Source organism: Pseudomonas sp. (genome assembly GCF_030683065.1).
Taxonomy (GTDB): Bacteria; Pseudomonadota; Gammaproteobacteria; order Pseudomonadales; family Pseudomonadaceae; genus Aquipseudomonas.
In genome coordinates this window covers 155,335-170,012 of the sequence record NZ_JAUXMX010000030.1, presented here as the reverse complement: position 1 = coordinate 170,012, position 14,678 = coordinate 155,335, and the positions used below count along the sequence as shown (strand labels likewise).

Annotated in this window: 17 protein-coding genes; 4 read left to right on the top strand and 13 right to left on the bottom strand. The window is 61.7% G+C overall.

All coding sequences use genetic code 11. The annotated features are described in order from the left end of the window. Positions 1-53 precede the first annotated feature (53 nt). The 4 genes from leuB to Q8K09_RS08695 all read left to right on the top strand — a co-directional run bounded on the left by leuB (position 54) and on the right by Q8K09_RS08695 (position 6,361). A complete protein-coding gene (leuB, locus tag Q8K09_RS08710; protein WP_305254576.1) occupies positions 54-1,136 on the top strand; it encodes a 3-isopropylmalate dehydrogenase in 1,083 nt (360 codons plus the stop codon). A gap of 55 nt (positions 1,137-1,191) precedes the next feature. Beyond that, complete coding sequence (gene asd, locus Q8K09_RS08705; RefSeq protein ID WP_305254575.1) at positions 1,192-2,304, top strand: aspartate-semialdehyde dehydrogenase; 1,113 nt, start codon at positions 1,192-1,194, stop codon at positions 2,302-2,304. A 149-nt stretch (positions 2,305-2,453) separates the two neighbouring features. Then, positions 2,454-3,464, top strand: a complete 1,011-nt coding sequence (locus Q8K09_RS08700; protein ID WP_305254574.1) for an aspartate-semialdehyde dehydrogenase — start codon at positions 2,454-2,456, stop codon at positions 3,462-3,464. Between the two features lie 155 nt (positions 3,465-3,619). After that, positions 3,620-6,361: a FimV/HubP family polar landmark protein gene (locus Q8K09_RS08695; protein WP_305254573.1), complete on the top strand. Its 2,742-nt coding sequence runs from the start codon at positions 3,620-3,622 to the stop codon at positions 6,359-6,361. 130 nt (positions 6,362-6,491) lie between these two features. Here Q8K09_RS08695 and Q8K09_RS08690 read toward each other — a convergent pair whose 3' ends face one another. The 13 genes from Q8K09_RS08690 to Q8K09_RS08630 form a co-directional block, all read right to left on the bottom strand. Beyond that, positions 6,492-7,538, bottom strand: coding sequence for a tyrosine-type recombinase/integrase (locus Q8K09_RS08690; RefSeq protein ID WP_305254572.1), 1,047 nt, complete (start codon positions 7,536-7,538; stop codon positions 6,492-6,494). 3 nt (positions 7,539-7,541) lie between these two features. Beyond that, positions 7,542-7,796, bottom strand: coding sequence for a DUF4224 domain-containing protein (locus tag Q8K09_RS08685; protein WP_305254571.1), 255 nt, complete (start codon positions 7,794-7,796; stop codon positions 7,542-7,544). Between the two features lie 44 nt (positions 7,797-7,840). Further along, positions 7,841-8,248 (bottom strand): host nuclease inhibitor protein, encoded by a 408-nt coding sequence (locus Q8K09_RS08680; protein WP_305254570.1) that lies wholly within the window; start codon positions 8,246-8,248, stop codon positions 7,841-7,843. Between the two features lie 50 nt (positions 8,249-8,298). Next, a complete protein-coding gene (locus Q8K09_RS21265; protein WP_370869498.1) occupies positions 8,299-9,306 on the bottom strand; it encodes a hypothetical protein in 1,008 nt (335 codons plus the stop codon). Beyond that, positions 9,303-9,485, bottom strand: coding sequence for a hypothetical protein (locus Q8K09_RS08670; protein WP_305254569.1), 183 nt, complete (start codon positions 9,483-9,485; stop codon positions 9,303-9,305). Before Q8K09_RS08670 ends, Q8K09_RS21265 begins: the two co-directional genes overlap by 4 nt. Positions 9,486-9,490: 5 nt before the next feature. Then, positions 9,491-9,871: a DUF1937 family protein gene (locus tag Q8K09_RS08665; protein ID WP_305254568.1), complete on the bottom strand. Its 381-nt coding sequence runs from the start codon at positions 9,869-9,871 to the stop codon at positions 9,491-9,493. Positions 9,872-9,874: 3 nt separating this feature from the next. Then, positions 9,875-10,072 (bottom strand): hypothetical protein, encoded by a 198-nt coding sequence (locus Q8K09_RS08660; RefSeq protein ID WP_305254567.1) that lies wholly within the window; start codon positions 10,070-10,072, stop codon positions 9,875-9,877. Between the two features lie 85 nt (positions 10,073-10,157). Then, positions 10,158-10,757, bottom strand: coding sequence for a hypothetical protein (locus Q8K09_RS08655; protein WP_305254566.1), 600 nt, complete (start codon positions 10,755-10,757; stop codon positions 10,158-10,160). A gap of 120 nt (positions 10,758-10,877) precedes the next feature. Beyond that, positions 10,878-12,713 carry a DNA cytosine methyltransferase gene (locus tag Q8K09_RS08650; protein WP_305254565.1) on the bottom strand — a complete coding sequence of 612 codons (1,836 nt, stop codon included), beginning with the start codon at positions 12,711-12,713 and terminating at the stop codon, positions 10,878-10,880. 12 nt (positions 12,714-12,725) lie between these two features. After that, on the bottom strand, positions 12,726-13,586 hold the full coding sequence (locus Q8K09_RS08645) for an N-6 DNA methylase (protein WP_305254564.1): 861 nt from the start codon (positions 13,584-13,586) through the stop codon (positions 12,726-12,728). Positions 13,587-13,589: 3 nt separating this feature from the next. Continuing rightward, complete coding sequence (locus tag Q8K09_RS08640) at positions 13,590-13,787, bottom strand: hypothetical protein (RefSeq protein WP_305254563.1); 198 nt, start codon at positions 13,785-13,787, stop codon at positions 13,590-13,592. Next, a complete protein-coding gene (locus Q8K09_RS08635) occupies positions 13,784-14,305 on the bottom strand; it encodes a DNA N-6-adenine-methyltransferase (protein ID WP_305254562.1) in 522 nt (173 codons plus the stop codon). Before Q8K09_RS08635 ends, Q8K09_RS08640 begins: the two co-directional genes overlap by 4 nt. A 64-nt stretch (positions 14,306-14,369) precedes the next feature. Further along, positions 14,370-14,678 carry a hypothetical protein gene (locus tag Q8K09_RS08630; RefSeq protein ID WP_305254561.1) on the bottom strand — a complete coding sequence of 103 codons (309 nt, stop codon included), beginning with the start codon at positions 14,676-14,678 and terminating at the stop codon, positions 14,370-14,372.

Below are 14,678 nucleotides of genomic sequence, written 5' to 3'. Positions count from 1 at the left end.
TTGAATAAAAGGTCTGGTGCGCACGGCGCACCCTACGGCGTATTGAGGACAATATGAGCAAACAGATTCTGATTCTGCCCGGCGATGGTATCGGCCCGGAAATTATGGCCGAGGCGGTCAAGGTGCTGGAGTTGGCCAACGACAAGTTCGACCTGGGTTTTGAGCTGTCGTTCGACCAGTTGGGCGGCGCCGCCTATGAGCAATATGGCGTACCACTGGCCGACGAGACCCTGGAGCGCGCCCGCGCCGCCGATGCGATTTTGCTCGGTGCGGTGGGTGGCCCCCAGTGGGATGCCATTGATCCGGCCCTGCGCCCGGAACGCGGCCTGTTGAAGATCCGTTCGCAACTGGGTCTGTTCGCCAACCTGCGCCCGGCCATCCTCTATCCGCAGCTGGCTGATGCCTCGTCGCTGAAGCCGGAAGTGGTTGCCGGGCTGAACATCCTGATCGTGCGTGAACTGACCGGCGGTATCTATTTCGGCAGCCCGCGTGAATCGCGTGTGCTGGAGAATGGCGAGCGCATGGCGTTCGACACCCTGCCGTACAGCGAAAGCGAGATCCGTCGCATCGCCCGTGTCGGTTTCGACATGGCCCGCGTACGCGACAAGAAACTCTGCTCGGTAGACAAGGCTAACGTGCTGGCCTCCAGCCAGTTGTGGCGCACCGTGGTCGAGGAAGTGGCCAAGGATTATCCGGACGTTCAGCTCAGCCATATGTATGTCGATAACGCGGCCATGCAACTGGTGCGCGCGCCGAAACAGTTCGACGTGATGGTCACCGACAACATGTTCGGCGATATTCTGTCGGATGAGGCTTCCATGCTCACCGGGTCTATCGGCATGCTGCCGTCCGCTTCGCTGGATGCCAACAACAAGGGTATGTACGAGCCGTGCCACGGTTCGGCGCCGGACATCGCCGGGCAGGGTATCGCCAATCCGCTGGCGACCATTCTCTCGGTCTCGATGATGTTGCGTTACAGCTTCAGCCAGAGCCAGGCTGCCGATGCCATCGAGCAGGCAGTCAGCAAGGTACTCGATCAAGGCCTGCGCACCGGTGACATCTATTGCGCGGGTACGACCAAGGTCGGCACCGCCGCCATGGGCGATGCGGTAGTCGAGGCGTTGCGTAGTCTGTAATCTTCCAGGTTCTCCGGCGAATTCCCGGCGGTCTGTTCATATAGGTGTAGTGGTTATGAAACGTGTAGGTCTGATCGGTTGGCGTGGCATGGTGGGTTCCGTGCTGATGCAGCGCATGCTGGAAGAGCAGGATTTCGATTTGATCGAGCCCGTGTTCTTCACCACCTCCAATGTCGGCGGTCAGGGCCCGGCCATCGGCAAGGACACCGCCCCGCTGAAGGATGCCTACAGCATCGACGAGCTTAAAAGCCTCGACGTGATCCTTACCTGTCAGGGTGGTGATTACACCAGCGAAGTCTTCCCCAAGCTGCGCGAGGCTGGCTGGAAGGGTTACTGGATCGATGCAGCCTCCAGTCTGCGCATGGCCGACGACTCGGTGATTGTGCTGGACCCGGTCAATCGCAAGGTAATCGACCAGCAGCTGGATGCCGGCACCAAGAACTACATCGGCGGCAACTGCACCGTCAGCCTGATGCTGATGGCTCTGGGCGGTCTCTACGAAGCCGGTCTGGTCGAGTGGATGAGCGCTATGACCTATCAGGCCGCGAGCGGTGCCGGCGCGCAGAACATGCGCGAGCTGATCAAGCAGATGGGCGCTATCAACGCCTCGGTTGCCAGTGATCTGGCTGACCCGGCCAGCGCCATCCTGGACATCGACCGCAAGGTAGCGCAAGCCATGCGTGGCGAGTCCTTCCCGGTGGACAACTTCGGTGTGCCCCTGGCCGGCAGCCTGATTCCCTACATCGACAAGGAGTTGCCCAACGGACAGAGCCGCGAAGAATGGAAAGCTCAGGCCGAGACCAACAAGATTCTTGGTCGTTTCAAGAATCCGATCCCGGTGGACGGCCTCTGCGTGCGCATCGGTGCCATGCGCTGCCACAGCCAGGCCTTGACCATCAAACTGAACAAGGATGTGCCGCTGTCGGACATCGAGGGGCTGATCAGTCAGCACAACCCTTGGGTCAAATTGGTGCCGAACCAGCGTGAAGCCAGTATTCGTGACCTTGGGCCAACTGCCGTCACCGGCACCTTGAGTGTACCGATCGGGCGTCTGCGCAAACTGAACATGGGCTCGCAGTATCTGGGCGCTTTCACGGTCGGCGACCAGCTGCTGTGGGGCGCTGCCGAACCGCTGCGACGTATGCTGCGAATTCTGCTGGAGCGTTGATAGCGCCTGCAGTGACTGCCCGGCTGTAATGAACAGGAGCGAGTGGTGTCGGTGATCGAGATGTTGATCGATCATCGGTACTGCTGGCTCCTTTGCATTTAAGGGACTGCGCTATACAGTGCGGTGCTTATTCCGTCAGAAGCCTATCCATGACCCGTACCTTTGATATTGCCGTGATCGGCGCCACAGGCAGTGTTGGCGAAACCCTCGTGCAGCTGCTCGAAGAGCGCGATTTCCCCGTGGCCAATCTGCATCTTCTGGCCAGTGGCGAGTCGGCCGGGCGTTCGTTGTCGTTCAAGGGTAAGAATCTGCGGGTGCGCAGCCTGGAGGCATTCGATTTCGCGAGTGTTGGCCTGGTTTTCTTTGCTGCCAGTGAGGCGATTACCCGCAGCTATGCGGCCAAGGCCCATGCGGCTGGGTGTTCGCTGATCGATCTGGCAGCAGCGTTGCCCGCCGAACAAGCGCCTCGCGTCGTGCCCGAGGTCAACCCCGAGATCCTGAAAACGCTCAGTGCGCCCTTTCAGGTCACCAGCCCGAGTCCTTCGGCAATCGCTGTGGCGGTAGTGTTGGCTGCTCTGCGCGAGCAGGTCAATGTGCTGCGCGTGGCGGTCACGGCGTGTTTGGCCGTATCCAGTCGCGGCCGCGAGGGCGTGTCCGAGTTGGCACGGCAAACCGCTGAACTGCTCAATGGGCGTTCATTCGAGCCGCAGTTGTTCGACCGCCAGGTTGCATTTAATCTGCTTGCACAAGTGGATGCACCGGACAGCGACGGTCACGGTGTTCTGGAAAAGCGCTTGGCCAGTGAACTCAAAGAGTTGCTTGCCCGGCCGCAGCTAAATGTTTCTGCGACCTGCGTCCAGGTACCGGTGTTCTTTGGCGACAGCCTCAGTGTGTCGCTGCAGGCCGATGCTGCCGTCGATCTGCCGAAAATCTGCACGGCCTTGCAGTCATCTACCGCCCTGGAGTACATCGAACCGGGTGACTACCCGACGGCTGTCGGTGATGCGGTGGGTCAGGATGTGGTGTATGTCGGCCGTGTGCGTGGTGGGCAGGATGACCCTGCGGAGCTCAATTTGTGGATTACGTCTGATAATGTGAGGAAAGGCGCCGCCTTGAACGCTGTGCAATTGGCTGAGTTATTGATAAAAAACTATCTGTAAAAGATACTTAGGCATAGAACTGAATAACCTTTCGAGCTTAGCAGCATCGGCTGAGTTGATTGCTGAATGGGGAGTCACCCTCGGGTGAATGCAGGCAGCAACTATCAAGATCCTCTCGGATATCGATAAAAAAAGATAAAACAAGGGATAACGCTATGGTTCGGGTTCGCAAACTGGTGCTGGCAATCGCAGCTGCTTCGGCATTCTCCTCCGGTATGGCGCACGCGTTGGGGCTGGGTGAAGTGACCTTGCAGTCGGCGCTGAATCAGCCGCTGGTGGCTGAGATCGAATTGCTGGAGGTGCGTGACCTGGCTTCCAATGAGTTGCTGCCGAACCTGGCGTCCCCTGAAGAGTTCACCAGGGCGGGGGTTGATCGTCAGTACTTCCTTACCGACCTCAAGTTCACCCCGATCCTCAAGCCCAATGGCAAGAGCGTCATCCGCGTTACCTCGAGCAAGCCGGTGCGCGAGCCCTATCTGAATTTCCTGGTCGAGGTGATGTGGCCCAATGGCCGCCTGTTGCGCGAGTACACGTTGCTGCTCGATCCGCCGCTTTACTCGCCACAAACTGCCGCCGCCGCAGCGCCTCAGCTACCCGTAGCCGCCCCGGGGCCACGCCCGCTAGCCGCACCAGCCCCGCAGGCCAGTGCTCCGGTAGTGCGTGCGCCGGTCGCTGCGCCAAGTACCTTGCAAGGCGACGAATACAAGACCACTGCCAATGACACGCTGTGGGAAATTGCCCAGCGTGTGCGTGGTGGTGGCAGCGTGCAGCAAACCATGCTGGCCATTCAGGACTTGAACCCTGACGCTTTTATCGGCGGCAATATCAATCGCCTCAAAAACGGTCAGGTGTTGCGTCTGCCCCAGGGTGAGCAAGCAGGCAGTCGTGCCCAGGCTGAAGCTGTGGCCCAGGTTGCTGAGCAAAATGCCGCCTGGCGCGAGGGGCGCAGCCTGGCTGCCGGTGCGCGTCAAATGGATGCAACCAGGCGCAGTGCCGCTGGCGCAGCGCCAGCGGAAGCGAAAACTCAGGACAGCCTCAAGCTGCTATCTGCTGATACCGGCAAGGCTGCGAGCGGTAATGATGCTGGCGCCGCCGCCAGCAAGGCGCTGACCGACAAGTTGGCGGTAACCCAGGAGGGGCTGGACTCTACCCGCCGCGAGAATGAAGAGCTGAAAGGCCGCGTGAGTGATCTGCAAGGTCAGCTCGACAAGCTGCAGCGTCTGATTCAGCTGAAAGATGATCAGCTTGCCCAGTTGCAGGCGAATCTCGCCGCGCAAGGGCAGGCTCCGGAGTTGGCGGCTGAAGTACCGGCCGCGGCGGCTGCTGAGGTCGCTGCGCCTGCAGACGCCGAGGCGCCTGACCTTAATTACGCTGAGGAGCCTCAGCCCCAGCAGCCGGTCGTTCAGCCGGCTACTGTTGTAGAGCCCATAGCGCAGCCGGCCCCAGTGGTAAAAGCGGATGAGCCAGTGACTGCTGCCAAGCCAGTGGAGCAGTCGTCACCAGTCAGCACGCTCGATGGTCTGCTCGCCAATCCCCTGTTGCTTGGGCTTGCTGGTGGTGGTGCCTTACTGGCGCTGTTGATCGGGCTGATGATGCTGTCGCGGCGCAACGCACTCAAGGAAGCCGAGTTGCAGGAAAGCCTGGCGGCTGAGAGCAGAGACAATGATTTCGATAGCGACATGGAGCTGCCAGCTGACAGTTTTCCTGACGACTTTCTCGACGCCACCGCCAGCACTGAGCCGGGCGACGAGCGTGTGATTGCACAAACCAATGATGCGCTGGGCGAGGCGGATATCTATATCGCCTATGGCCGTTTTAATCAGGCTGCCGAGCTGTTGCAGAATGCTATCAACGATGAGCCGCAACGCAGTGACCTGCGACTCAAGCTGATGGAAGTTTATGCCGAGCTGGGTGATCGTGACGGCTTTGCTCGTCAGGAAAGCGAATTGGGTGAAATTGGTGGCGCCGCTGCCGAAGTCGATCAATTGAAAGGCAAGTATCCGGCAATAGCAGCTTTCGCTGGCGCTGGTGTGGCCGCAGCCGCCTTGGCTGATGATGATTTTTCCAGCTTCAATCTAGACGAACTGATCCTGGATGAACCTGAGCCGCAGGTCACTGTTGCTGGTGATCTGGATGATGCCTTCGATCTGAGTCTGGATGATCTTGAGTCTGACCTTGAGGCGGATCTTCAGCGTGATCTGAACCCTCCAGGCGCGTCCGACCTGGACAGCCTGTCTCTGGACTCGGATCTGGATTTGGCCGCCTCGGCCGAGCCAGTTGCAGATAAGGATGATCTTGAATTCGATCTGAGCCTTGATGATGCCTCTACCAGCAGCGTAGAGCTGGGTGGAGATCTTGCAGATTTCAGTCTGGATCTGGATGCGCCAGGCACCCTGGAAGAAGCCGATGATGATGAGTTTCTGTTGAGTCTGGATGATGAGCCAGCAGGTAAGCCCGCTGAGCTGGCGACTGCCGATTTTGCTGAGTTGAGTCTCGATCTGCCGGGCGTAACCGAGAGTGATGATTTCGATCTTTCTGACGACTTCGATCTGTCGCTAAGCGACGAGCCGGTAGTTGAGCTCAGCAGCGACAGCTTCGCAGCCCAGCTTGATGAAGTGACTGCGCAGCTTGATCAGTTGTCGGAGAGTCTGGATCAGCCTGCCGAGTTGCCCCAACCGGCACCTGTCGCTGCGCTGCAAAGCGCTGACCTGGATGACGACGATGATTTTGACTTCCTTTCGGGGACCGATGAGTCGGCGACCAAGCTGGACTTGGCGCGGGCTTACATTGATATGGGTGACACAGAGGGTGCGCGTGACATCCTTGATGAAGTGGTCGCTGAAGGTAACGATGATCAGCAGCAGGAAGCCCGCGAGCTGATCGCTAACTTGGTTTGATACATGTCTGATGCACTACCCGCAACGGCAGCCGAATCGGCTGCCGTTTTGGTTTGTGCGTGCCAGTATTTGCACGGCTTTGCGCCCTGTCATTTCCGCAACTATTAGAACCGTTTCCGCAACTACCAGGCTATTTGACCGGGTTTACCACCTTGCCGACACGACGGTATACGCGCCGCGTCATGCCTTGAGTGGTGTGCCCGAGCAGGTCTGACGCATCTTCCAGACTGATGATTTCCGATGCCGCCTTGGGTCGTATGTCACGGAACTGGAACTGCATGATGGCTGCCGCCAGATCGGGGTCTTTGTTCTCGATGGCTTTCGCCGCGGCGCGCTTCCTGGCTGGCTCAAATCGCAGCCGTAGCATGTTCTCGGTGAGCTGGGCGCCCTGGTCGCTGGTAATCAGGTGCGGGCGACTCCGGTCGAGCTGATCAAGCAGCCGGCCAAGCCCGGTGCGTAGCCCGTCGATGTGCAGACGGATGCGCAGCTTGGTCGAGGTCTTGCCCTGGCCGACCATTAGGAAGTCATCGCCCACGTCAGCCCAGCGCATCTTGCGCACGTCGGCCGGTCGCTGCCCGGTGAGGTATGCCAGATCCATGGCCAGCCGTAAGTCGCTCGGTGCCTCGATGTACAGTGCCTGCCACACCTCGTCGGTGACGTACACGTCGCGCGGCTCTTCCTTGTTGCGCCTGACGCCGCGCGTAGGGTTCTCCCGGTTATAGAGCCCCCACTCCCTAGCCATATTGAACGCATGCGAGAGCAGGGCAATCTCCCGGTTTGCCCGCACTGGCGCCGTCCTGGCGTCCCGGTACTGGGCGATTATCTGCGGCGTGACAGCCTCCAGCGGCGCCCCATCGAACGCTTTGAGCAGCTGGGTCAGGCACTTGCGGTTGTCGTTCTGCGTTTTTGCGCCCTTACCTGGTATCACGTCGCGGTCGTAGCGACGCAGCAGGTCGCCGACGGTCTTAGCTGACAGCGGCACCTGCTTGCGTTCGAGCTGCGCCCACTTCACTCGCGCATCGTCGACATCAGTCCCCAGCGGTATCTCCTTGCGCTTGCCCGCCTCGTCACGTCCGGCGTAGTAGTAGCCTGTCCATTTCTCGCCGGACTTCAGCTCGCGCACCCGACGGATCATCCGTGGCGGCAGGTCGCGATTGGCGGGTTTCTTCGGGCGCATGATTTACCCCACGCGAGACAGATCCAGCGACCAAGGTTCAGTCACTGCGTTTACGGTCGACGGCCTGACCCCGGCCAGCTTGAGCCGGGCATACAGGCGGCCAACCACCGGGCGATTTGCTCCGCTGGTGACGAACTCCCAGCTTTTTTGCCGGAGCCAGGCAATCTGTTTTGAGGGTAGACGATAGCCGGTGATCGCCACCAGCTCGCCGTCGCTGAGTGTTTCGGGCTGATGCCCTGACTGCTTTTCTTTGGGCATAGATACCTCCGCGCCCGGCATGAGCGCGGGCGTGATTGATGGGGTTAGGCTGGACGGCTGAGCGTTATCGGGAGCGTGCCGACGAACTCCAGCGCGATCGCCAGGGCGGCCCGCATACCCTTTGACATGTCCTCTGTCAGCGTGACAGAGCAGTCGCTGCCGAAGTCGATGGTGGTTCCGGCCACTGCCCCGTCCTTGAGCTCTTGAAGCTGCCGAATCTTGTTCGCGTGCCAGTCGACCAGGCTCTCCATGGCGTCAGCCACACCCTCTATCTGCTCGACATGGGATTGCAGTAGGCCGTCGACCATGTCGCGCAGCTCTTCCTTCGCCTCTTCCGCGTCAGCCATCGCGTTACCACTGTCGAACACGCCGCCAACAAGAGACCAGGCCGAGGCGAACACCTGGGCTTGCTTCATGATGTGATCGGTGGGCGTTTGGTTTTTCTCAGGCATAGCAATATCCTCGCCGCCGACGCTGCCGGCAGCTTGTTTTATGGTGTGGGTTACTTGCGGAGGGTGGCGAGTGCGGCGTCGATGCGGGCAACTTCCAGCGCCATAACTCGCTTGGCTACGGCCTTCAGCTTTGGCTCCTGCGCCAGCACGGCCGACATTGTGCGAGCTGCGACCTCCAGCCTTTCCAGCAGATCCCTGGGTACGCTGCCCATCTTGCGCGCACCCTCAACATGGTCTGGCGCGCATCGGAAGCAGCCGCTCACGCAACCTGGGCACGCGAGCGGATCGGCGCTGTATACGCCGGTAGATGGCGCAGGGGCTGGGGCGGTGGCGAGAAGTTCGCGCATAGTCGTTTCGAGGTCGCCAGCGATCTGCATTAAGTGCATGTCGTTGTATTGCTGTTCACCGCCTTCTGCTGGCCGATTGTTGCGCAGAAAACGCAGAGCATAGACTGCCGTTTTTACGCAGCCGTTGTACCCCTCTCGCCTCCACTGCTCTGGCCACCAATCCGGCACAGCAGCGCTGGCGTTGAGGCGGGCGACTTCTTCCATAAGGCGCTGGATAAACAAATCGAACTCTTCAAGCTCGAAGTAGTACCCGCTGGCATCGTCGTCGGGCTGACCCTCCTCAAAAGCCATCTGCATGATTTCGTCAGTACCAGGCCATTGCACTACGCTCGGCTGTGCTTTCAGTGCGGCCCCAGCTGATTCGATGGCTCGCATGCAGTCTTCGCGCATGCGCAGGGCGGCGTTGTAGCCATCCATCCAGCTGTCGTCGATAGCATCCTCGGGCTGCTCTGGCATAACTGGCATCGGGATAACGATTGCCGGCGAAGCGGCCGGCAATTCGCCATATTCCCGGCCGATATCCCAGAAGCGCTGCGCCCAGTGGTCGGCTGGTGGTGGGTTGGTGTTTAGCCTGCCGAGCATCATGGCACCCACTACTGCATCCAGTAGGTCGCGCTTGTAGGCGTTGTCGCCGTCGATGGTCAGGCCGCTGGCGCGGAGTTTGTCGAGGATCGCGTCGCCGCTCTGCTGTGAGTTGTCGTCGTTGATCATTGCTGTGCCCTCTGGTGGCTGGCGACGAATTCGGTGATCTCTACGCCGAGCGCCTGGCCGCCGATGGTGGAGTGGGTGCCGACGTAGCGGTTGGCGCGGTTGAGCAGGGCGATCGCCTGGGCCAGGGTGATGCCGTTGGCTTGGGCGTTGATGCGTTGGACGGTGGGGCTTTCGGTCATGTTGCTCATGCGTGCCGTGCCTCGACTGCGTACAGCCAGGCGATAAACTCTTGTGCACCGGGCAGCAGGTGCAGGCCGCGATAGACGGGGATGTGCATGGCGTCGGCGCGGGCGATCTCGGCGAGGGTGCCGGCGCTGTTCTCCCAGCCGTCGACCAGCACGACGGCATCGCAGCGGGTCATCAGCTCCAGGGTGCCGGTCAGCCAGAACTCGTCGTTGTGGTCCAGGTCGAGTTCCATGTGGGCGGTGTTGGCGTGGGGGATCACCGGGTACCAGCCGAGGCGGGCGGCTTGGGTGCCGACCTGGCGGGCTGCGGCGATGTTGGCGGCCACGGCTTCGCGGGTCGCTGCCCGGTACCGGCCGGCGACGTAGATGAGTGGGTGCATGGGTTACTCCTGGATGCAGTAGACGACCAGGCCGCGTTCGCCCTGCTCGAGGTCGTTGGCGGCGGTGTTGAAGGTGCGGGCGAGGTGGCGCAGGTCTGCGGGGTAGAGCCCGCCGCAGAGGCCGGACAGGTTGTCGATCAGTTCGGCCAGTGGCTTGCCGTGCCGGTCTACGGTGTGGCGGATGCTCAGGGTGCGGCGCATGGCGTCGGCTCCTTGGGTGGGTTGCAGCGCAGGCAAGGGCAGTGGCCGATGCGCTTGCCGCTGGTACGGCAGAAGGTTGGGGCGTTCATGCGGGCGCCTTCCCAGCCACCATCGTGGTGTAGCTGACCGAGTAGTGCAGTTCTAGCGAGTACAGGCCGCCACAAACACCGCACTCGGCCTCGGCCTCGTCCTCATACCGATCATCGCTAGACTGCTCGCTGGCGCAGTGCGGGCAGAGAATTGCGTCGGTGTAGGAGCAATCGCTCTCGCTGTGCCCGCTCGCGGCAGCTTTGGCCAGTGCGTCAGCCTTGCGGGTCGCGTCCAGATGGTCCTGGCACGTACCGCATCTGAATCCTTCGCGCTTACCCCAGCGGGTCATGTTCTTGGGTAGTTCGGTGTTGTGGGTGTGGCAGGTGATGCAGCGGTCGTGCTCATGGCAGACGATGTAGCTGTAGCCCTTGCCGCGGTCCAGGCAGCGCTCGCAACCACAGACCCAGTACCAGGCCTCGCCGATGCGCTCGGCATACAGGCCCTTCTCCGGCGGCTCCATCCGCACTTCTGGCAGACCGTTTCTGTGGGGCCGGCCGTGCAGTGCCTCGTTCCAGATGTTGAGGTGACCGCTGCGAATGCGCGCAGTCCAGTCTCCCGGGATCTCTGGGATGAGGATCTTGGTTTTCTTGTCCATGACTGCTACCTCGCCAATTGGCGTGATTGGTAAATGGGGGCGATACTTGCGGGCCATCCGCCCGGCTAGCGCGTCAGGCAGGGAATGGCCGGGTAGGGTGGTTCTGGTTCTGGTTCAGGTTCAGGCTGCAAGCGCCTGGCGCTGATGGCTGCGCCAGGTGTCGTTGGCTGCCGCAATGGCTGCCAGCGGCGGTGGGCTTACGCTGTTGCCGCACATGTGGACTTGCTGGCTCTTGGTGAACTTCCGGCCATCGTGGCCGTGGGTGATGATGTAGTTCGGCGGGAAGCCTTGCGCGGCGTACAGCTCGTGGGGCTGGAGCATGCGCAGGTGGATGTCGACGATGACGTAGGGGTCGCCGCCGATCCACACGGTTACCAGGGCCAGGCGATCCTTTGTGGTGATCGTGCTGACCGTCTCGCCCATCCCGACGATGTTCTCGCCGATGCCGTGGTACTTCATGAGGAAGGCCGCACAGCGCAGGGCGCCCTCTTGCACGTCAGGCGAAAGCTGCAGCTCGACCAGTGCTGACTTGCCACCTCCGCCAGCGGTGATCACCGGGGCGGGTGTGTCCAGGCCTTGGCCTATGCTGGCGCCGAACTGCCGCGACAGGAAGGCGGTAGCCAGGCCGTGGTGCTGGCCGCCGGCACTGATGGTGTGCAGCGGGTCTACAACATCCCTGGCATCGCAGTTGCCGCGCAGGTGCACCAGGTTGGCGGTCACCAGTTGCTGCTGGCTGCCGGTGTTGGTGACGGTGGTCATCGGCTCCGGAAGCGCTTTGGAGTGTGTGGTGTTGAAGCCGCCGTTGGCCTGGGCCAGGAAGGCGGTGGCTACTCCCATTGCGTGCGCCGCACCCGCTGGCCGCTTGCAGTTGCCGCCCGATGTGATGGTAGGCAATGGCTGGTCGAGCGGTAGGCCGCCTTCATCGAAGCGAAACTTCACCAGATGCGGGGTGGCCAGCGCAAACGATCCACCCTTCGGCCATGCCGTGACAGTGTTCAGAGGCTGGTCAACTGGATGCAATGCGTCACGTGACCAGTTGGCGATCGGCACGATGAATGGCTTGGCCTTCTGCAGCACCTCGCGCTGGATGCCCTTGGCGATGCGGCGCATGGTGGCGTCGGCCAGGGGCTTTTTGCGTTCGAAGATGCTTTGGCTGGGCAGGCTGAAGTCGATGCACTCGGCGGCGGTGCGGTAGGGCTGCTGGCCCTTGGCCGGCTTGGCGGCGTGGGTTGGCTGCGGCCAAACGATGGGGTGGCCATCGCGGCGGGCCACCATAAACAGGCGCTCGCGGCTGGTTGGGGCGCCGAAGTCGCAGGCCTTGATGATGCGGTGCTCGACTACATACCCAAGCGCCTCGAGGCAGGCCAGTAACTTGTTCCAGGTGGTGCCTTTGCGCTTCGGGTCGGGCACCAGGAACTGTTCGCCGCGCGGTACCCGCTCGCCCTTGGCGGCAATGCTGCCATCGAGGCGCAGCACTCGGCCGGTTTGCTTGCAGCGCTTGGCGATCAGCGGGCCCCATTGGCGGATCTGCTTCACGTTCTCTAGGCTGATGATGCGCGGCTTGCCGATGCCCGCCCACTTGATCACCACCCAACTGAGGTCGCGGATCTCCTTTTTGCGCGGCTGGCCGCCGGCGGCCTGGCTATGGTGGGTGCAGTCTGGTGAGGCGTGAAACCAGCCGATGTGCCGGCCTGCCAGGACTTCCAGCGGATCCACTGCCCAGACATCGGTCTGCAGGTGCAGCGCGCCCGGGTGGTTGGCCTGGTGCATGCTGATGGCCGCGGGGTTGTGGTTGATGGCGATGTGTACCGGGCGACCAAGGCCCATCTCGATGCCGGTGCTGGCGCCACCGCCGCCGGCGAACAGATCGACGTTGATCTCTTCGTCTTGCTCGTTGAGGGGCAGGCCGTACTGGGTGTGGAAGTCGATCGGGGCGGGCTTCTTCATTGAAGTCATGCGGCGTATTCCTCAGAACAAACTGATCTGCGCCCCCAATACCGCCGTGCGGCCAACGGGTAGCGGTGGGGTGGGTAGGCGCTCGATGATGATCGGTGCTGGTGCTGGTGCTGGTGCTGGTGCTGGTACCGGTGCGCTGGCTGGATCCAGGGCGCTGCCGAGGGCATAGCCGCGGCGCAGCTTTTGGCTCCAGAGGCCGAGGATGTGGGCGGGGGTGTACCAGCGCTCGCGCTCTTCGACCAGCAGGGTGTTGCCGAGGATGATCACGGCGGGGATGTGCAGCAGGCTGAGTTGCAGGTAGGCCATGTGCACGCCGCGTGAGTCGATGTCCTGGGCGGTGACGTGTAGGTGGTGCTGGTAGTTGATGCCCTGCGCTTGCATCGTGGCGGCCATGGCTATGACCATCGCGCCGGCGCCACAGGTTGGCTCGCTGAGAGTGATGAAGCCGCGCGCGGCGATATGCTTGCGGATGTCGGCACCGTCACCTATCTGCATGCCTGCCATCAGCGCGCAGAGTGAGTAGGGCGTGAAGAACTGGCCGCGGGCTGAGTTGCCAAGCTCCAGTTCGCCGAACACTTGGCCGAGTACGTCGGCGGGGCCGAACTCGAGGGCCATGGTTAGCTCGCCGAGCATCTGCGGGAAGCGCTGCACTTCATCTGGCTCATAGCGTTTGATGATTGTCAGGTAGCGCTGCTCGCGTTCGTCGAACTGGGCCAGGTCTACCGAGTTGGCCATGGCCAGGGCCGCTAGTTCGATGAAGTCGCCGAACACTTCCCAGAGGTGACGCCGGCGGCTGTTGGCCTGCAGCAGGTTAACGAGGTTCTTGCGACATTCCGCCTGGGTGCGCGGCACCTGCTTAGCGCGTGCATTCATGCCTCAGACCCTCCGGCCTCGTCGCGGGTTTAGGAATGGTTTGCCGCGCTCTGCGGTGGCCGGCACGAACTGGGTGCAGATCACCACCACGTCGGCGCCGTCATGCCAGTGCACGGGCATGGTATGGAAGGGCAGGTGGCTGCAGTCGTCGAGGCGCTTGGCGCAGGCGCTGCAGCGGCCGCCTTTGGGGTGGTGGATCATGCGGCTGAGCCCTTGGGATCGATGCGGGGTATGAACACGCCAAGGTCTGCGAGCCTGGAAAGGGCGACCGCATTGTCATGGCCGAAAGCGAACATTGCGCTGCCGGCTCCAGAGCGTCCTTTCTTATGGCTGTTCTCGTGTCCGGGTATGAATTCGATTCGGCCAGCAATCAGCAGGGTTGCGGTGGCTGCAGCTATCGCTTCTTGGAACCATGCTGCGTCGGTTCTGCTGAACACCATGGCGATGCCGTTGCCGTGGGAGATGAGGCGCCGCATCCAGAAGCCTGTATCTGGTCCGTATGGCGGGTTCATCCATACCCTCCCGAACCATGGCTGGGCTAAGCCGTTGTCGAACATCGTGTACTTCACCTTGGCTGGCACCGGCGTTTCATAGTCGTGCGGGCTTGAAGGGTCAGTGTCGAATTGCAGGCCGAGACGATCAAAGACCCACGCCGGCGTGTACCACTCGACGCTCTTGTGCTTCGGCTGGGCCTCGCGGGCGCCGATCATTCCTGACATTGGTTGCTCCTGAGCGAAAGACGCCAGGCCGCGTGCTGGTGCTGCGGCGGGTGGGACGGTTGGGTTATTCGGGTTCGGGTGGTGGTCTGTATTCGGCGACCTGTCGCAACATCTCTTCGGTTGGCGTGAATTGGTGTCGCGACACGGCGAGGAAGCGCGCTGCGTCTGCGGGGGTGGCGTCGTGCAGGCGCTGGATGACGGTTTCGAGCAGCTCGCGCCAGTCTTTGAAGCCGTGCGCTTTGCGTACTGATTCGAGCTGGGTGTTGATGCCTGCGGGGATGGGCCACTTGCGGATGACGATGCCGAGGCGTTCGCGCTCGGCGGCGGCTTTGTCGCGGGAGTCTTTGCAGGCCTCGGCGTTGGTCTTGGCCAT